This is a genomic window from Burkholderia sp. YHN3-13, assembly GCF_055810675.1.
Genome location: NZ_JBVVNQ010000001.1, coordinates 621,145 through 636,687 on the forward strand (window position 1 = coordinate 621,145; position 15,543 = coordinate 636,687).

The 15,543-nt window shown below is 68.4% G+C and carries 14 protein-coding genes; 6 read left to right on the forward strand and 8 right to left on the reverse strand.

All coding sequences use genetic code 11. The features are described 5' to 3' along the window. Positions 1–2: 2 nt before the first annotated feature. Both AC0KUR_RS02725 and AC0KUR_RS02730 read left to right on the forward strand, forming a co-directional pair. Positions 3–818: a nucleotidyltransferase domain-containing protein gene (locus AC0KUR_RS02725; RefSeq protein WP_034185595.1), complete on the forward strand. Its 816-nt coding sequence runs from the start codon at positions 3–5 to the stop codon at positions 816–818. A 196-nt stretch (positions 819–1,014) separates the two neighbouring features. Next, positions 1,015–2,166 (forward strand): DUF1176 domain-containing protein, encoded by a 1,152-nt coding sequence (locus AC0KUR_RS02730; protein WP_034185594.1) that lies wholly within the window; start codon positions 1,015–1,017, stop codon positions 2,164–2,166. Positions 2,167–2,175: 9 nt separating this feature from the next. Here the strand turns inward: AC0KUR_RS02730 and AC0KUR_RS02735 are convergent, their stop codons facing one another. After that, on the reverse strand, positions 2,176–2,844 hold the full coding sequence (locus AC0KUR_RS02735; RefSeq protein WP_473375309.1) for an O-methyltransferase: 669 nt from the start codon (positions 2,842–2,844) through the stop codon (positions 2,176–2,178). Between the two features lie 149 nt (positions 2,845–2,993). On the opposite strand from AC0KUR_RS02735, the gene AC0KUR_RS02740 reads away from it, so the two are divergent. Together AC0KUR_RS02740 and AC0KUR_RS02745 are read left to right on the forward strand one after the other, a co-directional pair. Continuing rightward, the gene (locus tag AC0KUR_RS02740; protein ID WP_034185592.1) at positions 2,994–4,289 is read left to right on the forward strand and encodes an O-acetylhomoserine aminocarboxypropyltransferase/cysteine synthase family protein; all 1,296 of its coding nucleotides are present in this window, start codon (positions 2,994–2,996) and stop codon (positions 4,287–4,289) included. Positions 4,290–4,452: 163 nt separating this feature from the next. Then, entirely contained in the window at positions 4,453–5,178 is a 726-nt protein-coding gene (locus AC0KUR_RS02745) for a ZIP family metal transporter (protein ID WP_034185591.1), read from the forward strand. Between the two features lie 14 nt (positions 5,179–5,192). Here AC0KUR_RS02745 and AC0KUR_RS02750 read toward each other — a convergent pair whose 3' ends face one another. Next, entirely contained in the window at positions 5,193–5,696 is a 504-nt protein-coding gene (locus AC0KUR_RS02750; RefSeq protein WP_124668771.1) for a hypothetical protein, read from the reverse strand. Between the two features lie 66 nt (positions 5,697–5,762). Next, positions 5,763–6,038, reverse strand: a complete 276-nt coding sequence (locus tag AC0KUR_RS02755; protein ID WP_034185589.1) for a DUF4148 domain-containing protein — start codon at positions 6,036–6,038, stop codon at positions 5,763–5,765. 316 nt (positions 6,039–6,354) lie between these two features. On the opposite strand from AC0KUR_RS02755, the gene AC0KUR_RS02760 reads away from it, so the two are divergent. Then, a complete protein-coding gene (locus tag AC0KUR_RS02760) occupies positions 6,355–7,515 on the forward strand; it encodes a porin (RefSeq protein WP_124668770.1) in 1,161 nt (386 codons plus the stop codon). Positions 7,516–7,716: 201 nt separating this feature from the next. On the opposite strand, the gene AC0KUR_RS02765 is transcribed toward AC0KUR_RS02760, so the two are convergent. Further along, positions 7,717–8,112, reverse strand: a complete 396-nt coding sequence (locus AC0KUR_RS02765; RefSeq protein WP_473375310.1) for a hypothetical protein — start codon at positions 8,110–8,112, stop codon at positions 7,717–7,719. Between the two features lie 140 nt (positions 8,113–8,252). On the opposite strand from AC0KUR_RS02765, the gene AC0KUR_RS02770 reads away from it, so the two are divergent. After that, on the forward strand, positions 8,253–8,540 hold the full coding sequence (locus AC0KUR_RS02770; RefSeq protein WP_034185587.1) for a DUF4148 domain-containing protein: 288 nt from the start codon (positions 8,253–8,255) through the stop codon (positions 8,538–8,540). A gap of 79 nt (positions 8,541–8,619) precedes the next feature. On the opposite strand, the gene AC0KUR_RS02775 is transcribed toward AC0KUR_RS02770, so the two are convergent. The 4 genes from AC0KUR_RS02775 to AC0KUR_RS02790 form a co-directional block, all read right to left on the reverse strand. Beyond that, on the reverse strand, positions 8,620–10,050 hold the full coding sequence (locus tag AC0KUR_RS02775) for a heavy metal sensor histidine kinase (RefSeq protein WP_301742000.1): 1,431 nt from the start codon (positions 10,048–10,050) through the stop codon (positions 8,620–8,622). Next, a complete protein-coding gene (gene irlR / locus AC0KUR_RS02780; RefSeq protein ID WP_006490455.1) occupies positions 10,047–10,730 on the reverse strand; it encodes a heavy metal response regulator transcription factor IrlR in 684 nt (227 codons plus the stop codon). The genes AC0KUR_RS02775 and irlR overlap by 4 nt, the downstream gene beginning before the upstream one ends. Then, positions 10,730–13,942 carry an efflux RND transporter permease subunit gene (locus tag AC0KUR_RS02785; RefSeq protein WP_473375311.1) on the reverse strand — a complete coding sequence of 1,071 codons (3,213 nt, stop codon included), beginning with the start codon at positions 13,940–13,942 and terminating at the stop codon, positions 10,730–10,732. Before AC0KUR_RS02785 ends, irlR begins: the two co-directional genes overlap by 1 nt. Before the next feature lie 125 nt (positions 13,943–14,067). Continuing rightward, complete coding sequence (locus tag AC0KUR_RS02790) at positions 14,068–15,537, reverse strand: efflux RND transporter periplasmic adaptor subunit (protein ID WP_069704549.1); 1,470 nt, start codon at positions 15,535–15,537, stop codon at positions 14,068–14,070. Positions 15,538–15,543: the final 6 nt, after the last annotated feature.

Genomic DNA, 15,543 nt, shown 5'->3' on the forward strand with positions numbered 1-15,543 from the left:
TCATGAAAACGGAAAAAAACCTGACGCCCGTGCGCAGCGCGCACCCGGTCGCCCCGGCCGTGCGGGCGCGCGTGATGGCGGAACTCGCGGAAGTCGAGCGTCGCCACGATGTGAGCGTCCTGTTCGCGTGCGAATCGGGCAGCCGCGGCTGGGGGTTCGCGTCGCCGGACAGCGACTACGACGTCCGCTTCGTGTATGTGCACCGGCGCGACTGGTACCTGAGCGTCGAAGCGCGACGCGACGTGATCGAACGGCCGCTCGACGACGAACTCGACGTGAGCGGCTGGGAGCTGCGCAAGGCATTGCAACTGCTGCGCCGCTCGAATCCCACGCTGCTCGAATGGCTCGACTCGCCGGTCGTGTATCGCGAAGACGCGCGCTGGGCGCCGCGACTGCGGTCGCTGGCGGCGGCGTTCTTCTCTCCGGTGCGCGGACGCCACCACTACCTTGCGATGGCGAAGAAGAACTTTCGCGGCTATCTGCAAGGCGACACGGTGCGTTACAAGAAGTACCTGTACGTACTGCGGCCGCTGCTCGCGGTGCGCTGGATCGACATGGGGCTCGGCATGCCGCCGATGCGCTTCGCGGATCTCGTCGAAGGCACCGTGCACGAGCCGGCGGTGCGCGCGGAGCTCGATGCATTGCTCGCACTGAAGATGCGCGCGAACGAAAGCGAGTACGGGCCGCGCCGCCCCGCGATCCACGCGCTCGTCGAGTCGATGCTCGCCGATGCGGAACACGATCGCGCATACAAGCGGCCGTGGGGCGACGTGGCGACGCTCGATACGTTCCTGCGCGACGTGGTCGACAGCCGATGACAAACGAACGGCGCGGTGCCGGCGGGCATCGCGCCGTTTGTCCATCCGCCTGACGCGTCGCCGCGTCAAGCGCCGCCCGTTGCAGCGGTATACTGGATGCCGTTCGCGCCACTGCACTCGACCTGCACCGCTTGCTGACGATGCGCTTGCAGTCCGGCATCTTCCGCCCGCCCTTTCCCAGTCGATACGAACCGTCATGTCGCACCGTTTTCCGCTTGCCCTCGCCGTGCTCCTCGCCGTTTCCCCGATCGTCACGCAGGCTCGTCCGCTCGCGCGGCCGCCGGTCGAGCGTGACTTCAAGAGCTGGTCGGTCGTCTGCGACAACGGCAATCGCTGTGTCGCGGAGAGTCACGCCGACGATACCGACGATGCACGCCCCAGCCTGATCCTGCGCGTGACGCGCGATGCCGGCCCCGATGCGCAACCGTCGCTCGACCTCTACGCGTCGGCACCGCTGGACTTGCGTACCGCACGCGTCGACGGCCGCCCGTTCGATGCGGTGCCGGCCCAATGGCATGCCTTCGGCGACCCGAACGACGACCAGGCCCACCCGTTCCGGATCCGCACGAACGATCCGGCAACGGTCGCCGCGTGGCTGTCTGCATCGCGCAATGCACAGGCGCTGAGCTTCGGCGATCCGGCTTCCGCGCACACCGCGCGCACGCCGTTGTCGGGGTTGAATGCCGCGCTGCTGCTGATCGACGATACGCAGGGCCGCGTCGGCACCGTCACCGCGCTGCTGCGCCCGGGCAGCCGGCCCGCGTCGTCGGTCCCGCCCGCGCCGGCGCTGCCGCCCGCCGTCACGCCGGCGCCGCCGCCCGTCGCGAACCTGTCGGCCGCCGAACAGCGCCCGCTCGTCGACGCGGTACTCGCGAAATTCGGCGCCGACGTGAAGCAGTGCGCGGCCGATGTCGAAGACGAAATGTCGGCGAGCGATCGCAGGAAGGCGTCGACCGCCGTCGCGATCTCGGCCGACGAGGCGCTCGTCGCGATCCCGTGCCAGACCAGCAGCATGTATAACCACACCGACCTGTGGTATCGCATTCGCCGCACCGCACCGTACACGCCGACGGCCATGAACTTCGGCGAGAACGCGAATGCGGGGCTCGATTCGGCGTCTTTCCCGAACGAACTGACCGACGCCGGCTACGATCCGGCCAGCGCGATGCTGTCGAGCAAGGTCCGGTTGCGCAGTGCCGGCGATTGCGGGTCGACCGCGTCGTGGATCTTCGACGGCCGGCGCTTCCAGCTCGCCGACATCGCGACGCACGGCACCTGCAACGGCCTGTTCCAGGACCAGTGGCCGCGCCTGTATCGGCGCGCCGACGCGACCGCAAGCGCGCACTGACGCATCCGGTCACGCGCCGACGATCGAGATCGAGAAGCCGTCCCAGCCCTTCTGCCCGACCGTCTGCACGGCCGTCGTCGTGAGCGCCGGCTCGGCCACGAGGCGCGCGAACCCGTCGCGCACGCCGATCACGTCGGGCTCGCGATTGTCCGGATCGGCCACGCGCCCGCCCCGCACCACGTTGTCGACGACGATCACCGTGCCGGGCCGCGACAGCTTCAGCACCGCGTCGAGATAGACCGCGTTGGTGTCCTTGTCCGCATCGATGAAGACGAAATCGAACGGCGCCTCGCCGGCGTCGACGAGCCGCGCGAGGCTGTCCTTCGCGTTGCCGACCACCACCGACACGACCGACGCGAACCCGGCGCGCGCGATGTTCTGCGTCGCGACCTTCGCATGCGCGGGGTTCAGTTCGAGCGTCACGAGCGTGCCGCCGGGCGGCAACGCGCGCGCGAGCCAGATCGTGCTGTAGCCGCCGAGCGTACCGACTTCGAGAATCCGCCGCGCGCCGCGGATCGTCGCCAGCAACTGCAGCAGCTTGCCCTGGTTCGGCGCGACGTTGATCGCCGGCAGCCCGGCCGCGTCGCTCGCCGCCAGCGCGGCGTCGAGCGCGTCGTCCGACGGCACGAGCGTCGCGGAGAAATACGCATCCACCTGGTTCCACCGATCCTGATCCATCGCGCACCTTTCGTCTGCGGAAAAAGGCATTCTATGCGCGGCGCTCGCATAAGCAACCCACCATTCGTTCTAAGAACCGCAACGCACGTGCTCCTATAATCGCCGGACGGCAGGCCCCCTCGACCTTCACAACAACAAGCGGAGCACCCATGACCGATCAGACCAAGCCGAACTGGCGCCTCGAAACGATCGCCGTGCACGGCGGTTATCGCCCCGACCCGACCACGCGCGCGGTCGCCGTCCCGATCTACCAGACCGTTGCGTACGCATTCGACGACACGCAGCACGGTGCCGACCTGTTCGACCTGAAGGTCCAGGGCAACATCTACACGCGCATCATGAACCCGACGACGGACGTGCTCGAGCAGCGGATCGCCGCGCTCGAGGGCGGCATCGGCGCGCTGGCGCTTGCATCGGGGCAATCCGCCGTCACGTACGCGATCCAGACGATCGCGGAAGCCGGCGACAACATCGTGTCCGCGAGTTCGCTGTACGGCGGCACCTACAACCTGTTCGCGCATACGCTGCCGCAATACGGGATCACCACGCGCTTCGCCGACCCGCGCGACCCCGCGTCGTTCGAACCGCTGATCGACGCGCGCACGAAGGCGATCTTCGCGGAATCGGTCGGCAACCCGCTCGGCAACGTCACCGACATCGCCGCGCTCGCGGACGTCGCGCATCGGCACGGCATTCCGCTGATCGTCGACAACACGGTGCCGTCGCCGTACCTGCTGCGCCCGTTCGAGCACGGCGCGGACATCGTCGTGCACTCGCTGACGAAGTATCTCGGCGGGCACGGCACGAGCCTCGGCGGCGCGATCGTGGATGCGGGCAAGTTTCCGTGGGCGGAACACGCCGACCGCTTCAAGCGGCTGAACGAGCCGGACGTCAGCTACCACGGCGTCGTCTATACGGAAGCGTTCGGGCCGGCCGCGTACATCGGCCGCGCGCGCGTCGTGCCGCTGCGCAACATGGGCGCGGCGATCTCGCCGTTCAACGCGTTCCAGATCCTGCAGGGCATCGAGACGCTGGCGCTGCGCATCGAGCGGATCAGCGACAACGCGCTGAAGATCGCGCGGCATCTCGCGCGCCACGAACACGTCGAATGGGTGAACTATGCGGGCCTGCCCGATCACCCCGACCACGCACTCGTCGCCCGCTACCTGTCGGGCCGCGCGCCGGGCATCCTGACGTTCGGCGTGAAGGGCGGCCGCGACGGCGGCGCGAAGTTCCAGGACGCGCTGAAGCTGTTCACGCGACTCGTCAACATCGGCGACACGAAGTCGCTCGCGACGCACCCGGCCTCGACGACGCACCGGCAACTGTCGCCCGCCGAACTCGCGAAGGCCGGCGTGAAGGAAGAAACGGTGCGACTGTCGATCGGTATCGAGCATATCGACGACCTGCTCGCCGACCTCGACCAGGCGCTCGCGCAGCTCTGACGCGAACGGGCGTGCCGGCTGGCCGGTGCGCCCTGCATCAAGCCGCTTGACTCTGAAGCGGCTTCAAGGTGTTCAATCCCCGGTTGATGCCGCGGCACAGCCCGGCGCGTACGATCCGTGCAATGCCGCTCCCGCGCGGCACGTCGACCGACCGAGAGGCCCCATGACACCGACCGCGAAGCTTGCGCTGCTCACCTTACCGCCCGTGCTGGCGGCCTGTTTCGGCGCGCTTGCGGCCGCATGGCGGGCGCCCGGCCCGAAAACGTCGAGCGTCATCCAGCATTTCACCGGCGGCATCGTGTTCGCGGCCGCGGCGCTCGAACTGCTGCCGCAGGACCGCGCGCATGCGCTGTTTCCGGTCGTCGTCGGGTTCGTGCTCGGCCTCGCGCTGATGCTCGCGATCCGCGCGCTGTCGGGCACGATCGAGGCACGCTTCGAGGACGCGCGGCTGCCCGTGAGCCTGATCATCGTTACCGCGATCGACCTCGTCGTCGACGGCCTCGTGCTCGGCATCGCGTTCTCCGCCAGCGACGAAAGCGGCATCATCCTGACCGTCGCGCTGACGCTCGAAGTGTTGTTCCTCGCGCTGTCGGTCAGCGCGGCGCTTGCCGCGGCAGGCATCGGCCGGACGCTGTCGATCGTCGTGCCGGTCGGGCTGGCCGCACTGCTGAGCCTCTCGGCCGTGGCCGGCAATGCGGCATTCGCCGGCCTGCCGGCGAACATCTACGCGGCCCTGCTGGGGCTCGGCACCGTCGCGCTGCTGTACCTCGTGACCGAGGAACTGCTCGTCGAAGCGCACGAGGTGCCCGAAACGCCGTTCGCGACGGCCGCGTTCTTCATCGGCTTCATCGTGTTCTTCCTGATCGAAGGGTCGGTCAAGGCGGGATAAGCCGCGCGCGGCGGCTACCACGTCGTCGCGCCGGCCGGATACGTATCGACGACGCGCGTGCCATTCGCGGGCGTGACGCCCTCGTTGCGCAACGCAGTCCACAGGTCGATCGCATGTTCGCGCGACTTGCGGCTGCCGTCGTCGGTCAGCACGTTCAGCGCGATGACCGTGTCGCGCGTCGTCAACTGCAGTTGTTCCTTCAACTTGCGCGACTGATGCGACGCGGTACGGACCTCGCCGAGCACGATACGCCTCTCCGTCGCAGCCGCCCCGCTCCCCGCTTCGGCCGGCACGAACGTCAGTCGCCCGTTGTCGACCTCGCATTGCCCCTGCGTGAACGTTGCCGTCCACGCGCCGGCAGGCACGGCCGCGAATTCGCACCGCATCCGCTCGTTCGCCCGCGGGCCGACGTCGTGGGCGGGCGCGTGCGACAGCGCACGCTCGGGCCAGCCGGCCGCCATCGCAGCCGTCGTCATCAGGCACCCCGCCAGCACGATTCCTTTCGCGATATGACGCATGACTCGCTCCTCTGCATGGATGAAGCCGGCCGACGGATACGGCCCCGGCCGGCCGTGAATCGTTGATCAAAGCACCGCGAAACCGTTGTCGTGCGCATCGACCATCGGCGCTTTCTCGCCGCGATGCACCGTCGAACGATGGATTTCCCGATTGCGCGCGACAACGGCCGGGCTCGCCGGATAGTCGTGATTCGGGCTCGGGATCACGCCGTCGTGACGCGCGCGCACCAGTTCCCGAACCACTTCCTGACGACTCTTCGGCTGTGCCGACACGGTCTGCGAGAGGGCTGCGGCCGACAGTGCGGCAACGACGGCGACGATCATCGGGCGCGGAATGTTCATGGGGTGTGCTCCTTGCTGAAAAGGCGTGACAGGTGCCTTCACTTTGATCCCGCGCTGGTGCGGATGCGTGATCGCCGCATGACGGTTTCGTCACCATGCGAACGACTTCTGCATCGCAGTGCACATTAAATAATTCGAATGTTCGGGCGTGCATGACACCGCGATGACATTTTTCTCATTTGTCCCTCACCTCCACGATCCGAACGCTTTCCAGAATCGCCAGCGCGATCGCGATATTCCGGGCCGCCGCCGCAAGCCCGGGCACCGGAGTCGAACGATGCGCGAAACGATCATCTTGAACTTCAGGGGAAGCACCATGAAATATCCAGTTCGGCTCGCCATGCTCTCGGGGGCGCTGCTCGCGACCGCCCAACCGGCCCATGCCGCGGAAGTCAGCCTCTACGGCCTGTTCGATACGTCGCTGACCTATGTGTGGAACGCCAATGCCGACGGCAGGAACCTCGTCGGCCTCGGCAACGGCAACCTGCTCGGCAACCGTTTCGGGCTGAAAGGCGCCGAGGATCTGGGCGGCGGCCTGAAAGCGATCTTCACGCTGGAAAACGGCTTCAATCCGAACACGGGCGCGCTCGGGCAAGGCAACCGGATGTTCGGCCGGCAGGCGTTCGTCGGCCTGGAAAGCGCACGCTGGGGCACCTTGACGCTCGGCCGCCAGTACGACGCGCTCGCGGACGTCGCCTGGCCCGTGACCGGCGATTTCTATTTCGGCAGCGTGTACGCGACGCCCGGCGACGTCGACAACTACGACACGTCGTCGCGCACCGACAACGCCGTGAAATACACGTCGCCCGTGATCGGCGGTTTCCAGTTCGTCGGCATGTATGCGCTCGGCGGCGTGGCCGGCAAGAGCGGCGCGGGCCAGACCTGGTCGGCCGGCCTGTCGTACAGCTACGGCCCGCTCGACGTCGCGGGCGGCTACTACTCCGCAGCCAACCGCTCGTCGCTCGAGAACGGCATCCGGACCAGCTGGAACGGCACGTCGGACGGCACGTTCGACGGATCGCTGGTCAACGGCGGTTACCTCTCCGCGAAATCGATCGACATCGCGCGCGGCGCGTTGCGCTACAACTTCGCGCCGTTCGCGGTCGGCATCGATTACAGCAATGCGCAGTACAAGGCCGATGCGATGTCCGCGTTCCGCAGCACGCAGAAATACGACACCGCGCGCGGTTTCTTCAACTTCCAGGCGACGCCCGGCCTGCTCGTCGGCGTCGGTTACAGCTACACGCGCGCCCGCGGCGATACGAGCGCCACCTACCACCAGGTGTCCGCCGGCGCCGACTACATGCTGTCGAAGCGCACCGATCTCTATGCGGTCGGCGCCTGGCAGCGTGCGAACGGCGAACAGCGCACGCTCGACGGCGGCACGCAAACGGCGCAGGCATCGATCGGCTCGTACGGCTATGGCGGCACGCGCACGCAGGGCATCGTCAATCTTGGGTTGCGGCACCGGTTCTGATCGCGGCCGCCATCCATGCGCGCAACGTGACGGAAATTTCATGTTGCGATCAGGTTCGCGACGCATCGCGCCGCTACGATCGAAGACGTGACGGGCCGCGCCCGTTACCACCCACGCAGCGGGTCGCTGCCGCACGGCACGATCACGCATTAGGCCCGGACTCGCTGAGTGCCGGGCCTTTTTTTGTCGCCAGCCGGACGATCACGGTGCGGGATCGGGTCGCGGGAACAGGCACGGATGCGTTTTCACGTACAGATTCGGATTGCCGCAGCGGTGGCCCGCATAGTCGATCTGCTCGCCCGGCATGAGGTCGGCCGGCACCGCCTTGCGCGCAGCGGTGGGCCTGGCCTCGGTCGTGCCGGAACGTGTCGACACGCAGCCCGCGAACAGCGGGACGATCAGGACTGCGATCAAGGCTAGACGGATGGCGGGACGATGCACTTTTCGGTCCGGAATGAATGTCTGAACAGGACCGCCCGCTTTCCATGCTGCTGTCGCGAACGGCACGCATGCCGCCGGCCACGTCGGCCATCGGCAGGCTTCATGTTCCGCTTCCCGCTCGTCGCGCCGATGACGCGAACATGACGGTTGCGTCATGCCGGCCGGATCCCGACGGCACGCTGCCTGCTCGCGCAATCTGACGTTTTTTTCATCTCGCGATCACGATGACGCACGGCCGCTTTCGCATACTGGGTCCATGGTTCGCCACCCGGCGACCTGATCAAGGAGAACACTCGATGAAAACGGCAAAACTCGCAGCACTGTTCGTCACCGCCACGCTGTCGCTCGGCATGGCCACGCAGGCCGCGTTCGCGCAAACACAACCGCAGGGCAAGAGCCGCACGCAGGTCGTCAACGAACTGAAGCAGGCGCAGCACGACGGCGTCGTGCCGACGGGCAAGACGCAATACCCGCCGACCGGCGAGATCGTCGCGCGCAACAAGGAGCTTCACGGGATTTCGGTGCACGGCGGCGAGAAAAAGCCACAGACCGACAACCACGACAACCTGACCGCACGGCAATGACGCTCGGCCACACGCGTGCGGGCAGCACGCCGCGCGCGGCCGCCACCGGGCGAACGCGCGAACGTGCCCGCCCGCGCTGTCAGGTGCCGATGGCCGCCGGCCGGTTCGGCTCGGCCGGCCGGCGCGGAAAGCGCAGCCAGAACGTCGTGCGGCGGCCGGGATCGCTGTCGACGCCGCATTCGCCGCCGTGATTGTCCATGATCGACCGGACGATCGCGAGGCCGAGCCCGGTGCCCGACGCGGAATTGTGCCGTGACGGATCGACACGATAGAAGCGCTCGAAGATCCGCCCGACATGCTCGGCCGCGATGCCGGGCCCCGTATCCGACACGGCGATCGTCGTCGCGCCGCCCTGCTCGACGCAATCGATCGTCACGACGCTGCCGCGCGGCGCATAGGTCAGCGCATTGGACAGCAGGTTGCTCAGCGCACGCTGGTACAGCGTGAGGTCCGCGTCGACCCACGCGTGGCCATCGACCTTCACCGTCACCCCCTCGTCTTCCGCAAGCGGCTCGTAGTAGCCGGCCACCCGCTCCGCCTCCTCGGCCGCATTCAGGCGCCGCACGCCGATCGACGTGCCGGCCTGTTCCGAGCGCGCGAGAAACAGCATGTCCTCGATCATCCGCGACAGCCGCTGGTATTCGTCGATACTCGACTCGATCACGCTCCGGTATTCGTCCGCGCCGCGCGGCTGCGACAGCACGACCTGCGCGGCCGCCTGCAGGTTCGTGAGCGGCGTGCGCATGTCGTGCGCGAGATTCGACGAGAACTGGCTCAGCCGCGTGAACGACTCGTTCAGACGTTCGAGCATGCCGTTGAACGCGTGCTCGAGTTCCTTCAGCTCGCCGGACGTATCGAGTTCCGGCAGCGGATGCGCGAGCCGGCTCGTCGACATCTGCTCGGCCCGCGCCGCGAACCGCCGCAGCGGGCTCAAGCCGAGCGCGGCGATACCGTAGGCCATCGCGGCGGCGAGCACCACGCCGAACACCTCGATCACGACGATCGTATAGGCATGCGTGCGCAGCAGCAGCAGGTCGGCGCTGCGGTCGTACTGCACCGCGACGCGCACCACCGGGCCACCGGCCCCCGCGCCGGCGAGCGGCACGTTCGTCACGAGGTACTGGTGCCGCGCGCCGGGCGGCGCGATGCCGACCGGCACGCGCCCGGCCTCCAGCGACATCAGCGGTGCATACGGGCGGAAACCGGGCGTGCCGACGAGGCGCGTGCCCATGGCGTCGAAGATCGCGAGATCCATGTTCGGATGGCCGTGCAACTGGTCGATCCAGATGTCGGCGTTGCGCGCGACGTCGGCCGGCGTGCGCACCCCGGCCAGGTGGGCGCCCAGCGCGGCAGACGTGCCGGCCATCTGCTCGGCCGCCGTCGTTTCGACGCGATTGCTCAGCGCCTCGTAGAGCGCAACACCGCTCGACGCGAGGATCACCGACGTCGACAGGATGATCAGCGCGGTCAGGCGTCCGCGCAGCGTACGCGGCAGCAGATGCGCGATCATGCGGCCGCGCCGCCGCGCGCTTCGAGCACGTAGCCCATGCCGCGCACCGTGTGGATCAGTTTCGGCTCGTACGCGTCGTCGATCTTCGAGCGCAGCCGCCTGATCGCCGAATCGACGACGTTCGTGTCGCTGTTGAAGTTCATGTCCCACACTTGCGACGCGATCGTCGCGCGCGGCAGGATTTCGCCTTCGCGACGCATCAGCAGCCACAGCAGCGCGAACTCCTTCGCGGTCAGCAGGATCGTGTCGCCCTGCCGCGTGGCCTTGCGGCGCGTCAGGTCGAGCTCGAGATCGGCCACGCGCAGCGTGTTCGAGTCGCGCGGCTGGCCGCGCCGCAGGATCGACTTGATGCGCGCGGTCAGCTCGACGAAGTCGAACGGCTTCGCGAGATAGTCGTCGGCGCCAAGCTCGAGCCCCTTCACGCGATCGCCGACATCGTCGCGCGCGGTGAGGAACAGCACCGGCGTCGACTTGCTGCGCCGCAGGTTCTGCAGCAGCGTCCAGCCATCCTGGCCGGGCAGCATCACGTCGAGCACGAGCAGGTCGTACTCCTCGGTCTCGGCCTGATGCTGGCCCGTGATGCCGTCCTCGACCCAGTCGACGACATAGCCGGCCTCGGTGAGACCCTTGCGCAGATACGCGCCCGTCTTCGGTTCATCCTCGACAATCAGAATTCGCATCACGCATGACCCTTGAAGAAACCCAGCCGGCGCAGCACGCCCGCACCGAGGCCGCCGCGAAACGCGGCGCGCCACGACACCGCATGGCTGACGCGGTACAGCACGGGCAGCACCAGCAGCGTCAGCGCCGTGGACGACAGGATACCGCCGATCACGACCGTCGCGAGCGGCCGCTGCACCTCGGCGCCGGTGCCGGTCGCGAACGCCATCGGCAGGAAGCCGAGCGATGCGACGAGCGCGGTCATCAGCACCGGCCGCAGCCGCGTCAGCGCGCCGTCGCGCACCGCGGCGTCGAGCGGCATCCCCTCGTCGCGCAGGTTGCGGATGAACGAGATCATCACGAGACCGTTGAGCACGGCGACGCCCGACAGCGCGATGAAGCCGACCGCCGCCGTGATCGACAGCGGAATCCCGCGCAGCCACAGCGACACCACGCCGCCGCTCAGCGCGAACGGAATGCCGGTGAACACGAGCAGCCCGTCCTTCACGTTGTTGAACATCACGAACAGCAGCACGAACACCATGAACAGCGCGAGCGGCACGACGAGCTTCAGGCGCTCGCTCGCGCTCTGCAGCTGCTCGAACTGGCCGCCCCACGACACCCAGTAACCGGCCGGCACGCGCACGTCCTGCTGCAGCTGCTCGCGCGCATCGGCGACGAACGAGCCGACGTCGCGGCCGCGTACGTTCGCGCTGACGACGACGCGCCGCTTGCCGTCCTCGCGGCTGATCTGGTTCGGGCCCGGCGCGACGTCGATCGTCGCGAGCTCCGCGAGCGGCACGTACGGCGCCGCCGCAATCGGCCCGCTGGCGCCCGCCGCCGGCGCGGGCAGCGCGATCGGCAGCCGCTTGATCGCCTCGATGTCGGAACGCAGCTCGTCGGGCAGCCGCACGACGATGTCGAAGCGGCGGTCGCCCTGGAACAGCGTGCCGGCCTTCTGCCCGCCGACGGCCGCGGCCACCGAGTCCTGCAGGTCGGCGACGCTCACGCCGTAGCGCGCGAGCTTGTCGCGGTCGAGGTTGACGGTCAGCACCGGCAGCCCGGTCGTCTGCTCGACCTTCACCTCCGACGCGCCCGGCACCTTCCGCAGCGCGGCCGCGATCTGCTCGCCGGTCTGGTTCAGCACGGCCATGTCGTCGCCGAAGATCTTCACCGCGACGTCGCTGCGCACGCCCGAGATCAGTTCGTTGAAGCGCAGCTGGATCGGCTGCGAGAACTCGTACGCATTGCCCGGCAGCGCGGCGAGCGCGGCCTCGATCTCGCGCACCAGTTGGTCGCGCGGCTTCTTCGGGTCGGGCCACCGGTCGGCCGGCTTCAGCATGATGTAGCCGTCCGACAGGTTCGGCGGCATCGGGTCGGCCGCGATCTCGGCCGTGCCGGTGCGCGCGAACACGCGCTCGATCTCGGGGAAGCGCGCCTTCAGCGTCTTCTCGATCGATTTCTGCATCTCCACCGACTGCGACAGGCTCGTGCCGGGAATCCGCAGCGCGGAGACGGCCAGGTCGCCTTCGTTGAGGCTCGGGATGAACTCGCTGCCGAGCCGCGTGGCCAGCCCGAGCGTGACCAGCACGATCGCGCCGGCGCCGATCATCACGCGCGCCGGGCGCATCATGAACGCGGCAAGCACCGGTTCGTACGCGCGCCGCGCCCAGCCCATCAGCCGGTTCTCCTTCTCCTCGACCCGCTCGCCGATGAACAGCGCGACGGCCGCCGGGATGAACGTGACGGTGAGCACCATCGCGGCGGCGAGCGCCATCACGACGGTGATCGCCATCGGGTGAAACATCTTGCCTTCGACGCCGGTCAGCGCAAAGATCGGCAGGTACACGACCATGATGATCAGTTGCCCGAAGATCAGCGCGCGGCGCGCTTCCTGCGATGCACCGAACACCTCGGCGAACCGCTCCTCGCGCGTGAGCGGCCGCCCGGCCGCCGCCTGCGCATGCGCGAGCCGCCGCACGCAGTTCTCGACGATCACGACCGCGCCGTCGACGATGATCCCGAAGTCGAGTGCGCCCAGGCTCATCAGGTTCGCGCTCACCTTCGCGTTGACCATGCCGGTGAAGGTCATCAGCATCGACAGCGGAATCACGAGCGCGGTGATCAGCGCCGCGCGGATATTGCCGAGGAACAGGAACAGCACGGCGATCACGAGGATCGCGCCTTCGAGCAGGTTCTTCTTCACCGTCGCGACGGCCTTCTCGACGAGCACGGTGCGGTCGTACACGGGAATCGCCTTCACGCCGGCCGGCAGCGTGCGGTTCACGTCCGCCATCTTCGCGGCGACGGCCTTCGACACCGTCCGGCTGTTCTCGCCCATCAGCATGAAGACCGTGCCGAGCACGACCTCCTCGCCGTTCGACGTCGCGGCGCCGGTACGCAGCTCGCGGCCGATGTCGACCGCGCCGACGTCCTTCATCCGCACCGGCACGCCGCCGACATTGGTCAGCACGATGTTCGCGATGTCGTCGATGGTGCGCGCCTGGCCCGGCACGCGCACCAGGTACTGCTCGCCGCGTTTTTCGATGTAGCCGGCGCCGACGTTGTCGTTGTTGCGTTCCAGCGCGCGCACGACGTCGGCGAGCGTCAGCCCGTACGACATCAGCTTCGCCGGGTTCGGCGCGACGCGGTACTCCTTCACGTAGCCGCCGATCGAGTTGACCTCGGTCACGCCGCGCACGTTGCGCAGCTGCGGCCGGACCACCCAGTCCTGCAATTCGCGCAGGTCGGCCGCCGTATAACGCGTGCCGTCGGGTTTGCGCGCGCCGGCGTCGGCCTCGACGGTCCACAGGTAGATCTCGCCGAGGCCCGTCGACGTCGGCCCCATCGCGGGCGCGATGCCGGCCGGCAGCTTGTCCTTCGCCTCCTGGATGCGCTCGTTGACGAGCTGCCGCGCAAAGTAGATGTCGGTGCCGTCCTTGAAGATCACGGTGACCTGCGACAGCCCGTAGCGCGAGATCGAGCGCGTCTGCTCGAGGCCCGGCAGCCCGGCCATCACGGTCTCGACCGGATAGGTGATGCGCTGCTCGGCCTCGAGCGGCGAATAGCCGGGCGCGGACGTGTTGATCTGGACCTGCACGTTCGTGATGTCGGGCACCGCGTCGATCGGCAGCTTCTGGTAGCTGAACACGCCCAGTGCGGCCACGGCCGCGATCGCCAGCATCACGAGCCAGCGGTGCGCAATCGCAAAGCGGATCAGGCGCTCAAACATGTCGGAATTCCTTGAAACGGGGAACGGTCGCCCGCACCGGACGAGCCGCCCGGCCGGTCACGCGGCGCGCCGGAAAGCGGGCCGCCAGTCGGGCCGCCATCCGCGCAATGGCGCACACATATCGCTCATTCATGTTCGGCGCTCCCCTTGCCGAGTTCGGCCTTCAGCACGAAGCTGTTCGACGCCGCGTATTCCTGGCCCGGCTTCAACCCCTTCAGCACCTCGGTCGCGCGCTCGTCGCGCCGCCCCGTCTCGACGGCCTGCGCGACGAACCCCTTCGGCGAGCGCACGAACACCGACGGCGCGCCGTCGACATCCTGCAGCGCCTCGCTCGCGACCGCGAGCGGTACGCCCTGCTTGCCCGCGTCGACCGACACGTTCACGAACATCCCCGGGCGCCACACGCCGTCCGGGTTCGGCAGCACGACACGCGCGGGCGCGGTACGCGTCTGTTCGCCGAGCAGCGAGCCGACGTATGCGATCGGGCCGCTCGAACGCGATTCGAACGCGGTCGCGCTGACGGTCGCGTCGCGGCCGACGCGCACGTCGTTCAGCCGCTGCGCCGGCACGGCCATCTCGGCCCAGACGGTCGACAGGTCGGAAATCACGAACAGGCTCGCATCGGCGGCGATCGCCTCGCCGGGCGTCGCGTGTTTCTCGACGATCGTGCCCGCGAACGGCGCACGCAGTTCGTAGCGGTTCAATGCCCCCGCGCCGGCCGGCGCATTCAGCGCGGCGAGCTTCTGCCGCGCGTTCTGCACGGCGATCTCGGCCTCGCGCAACTGCACCTGCGCCTGCTGGTAGTCCTGCTCGGCCGAGATGCGCTCCTGCCACAGCGTCCGTTCGCGCGCGTAGGTCGCACGCGCGCCCGACAGCCGGCGCTCGGCCGTCAGCAGTTCGCTGCGGCGGTCGGCCAGGTCGGTGCTGGCGATCACCGCGAGCACCTGCCCCTTCGCGATGTTCTGCCCGAGCGATACCGACACCTGCTCGACGATGCCGGCCACGCGCGGCACGACGTGGGCGGTGCGGTCCTCGTTGAACTTGATCTCGCCCGGCAGCTGGAATGGCGTCGCGATCTGCGCGGGGCCGGCCTTCGCGAGTGCGATCCTCGACGCCGTCAGTTGCGCGTCGGTCAGCGCGATCGCGCCGTCGGCGCGCGCGAACGGGAACGATGCGGCGTCGCTGCCGGCCTTCACGTCGATCGTCGCGTCGAACACGTGCGGCTTCGCGATCGACTGGGCGGACACGAACTTCGGGCCCGACGCGTCGAAACGCAACGGCTCGCGCGTGCGGTCGTACCGCACCAGCGTGCCGGACACGGTGACGCCCTGGTCGGCCGGTTTGCCATCGACGAACGGATAGACGACGAGCCGCGCGTCGCCGGGCTTTTCCGTCATCACGATCTCGACGGACAGCTTGCCGCGCTTCAGCACGACACCGCCGTGCGCGCCGGCGCCATCGGCCGGCTGCGCGGCTTCGGCGCCCGCGGGCGCCGAAGGGTTGCTCCCGCCGCGTGTAACGGCGAGCGCGCCGATCACGATCCCTGCGCCGCCGAGCACGGCCGCCGCGATAACGAAGATTCTGCTGCGTGACATGATGAT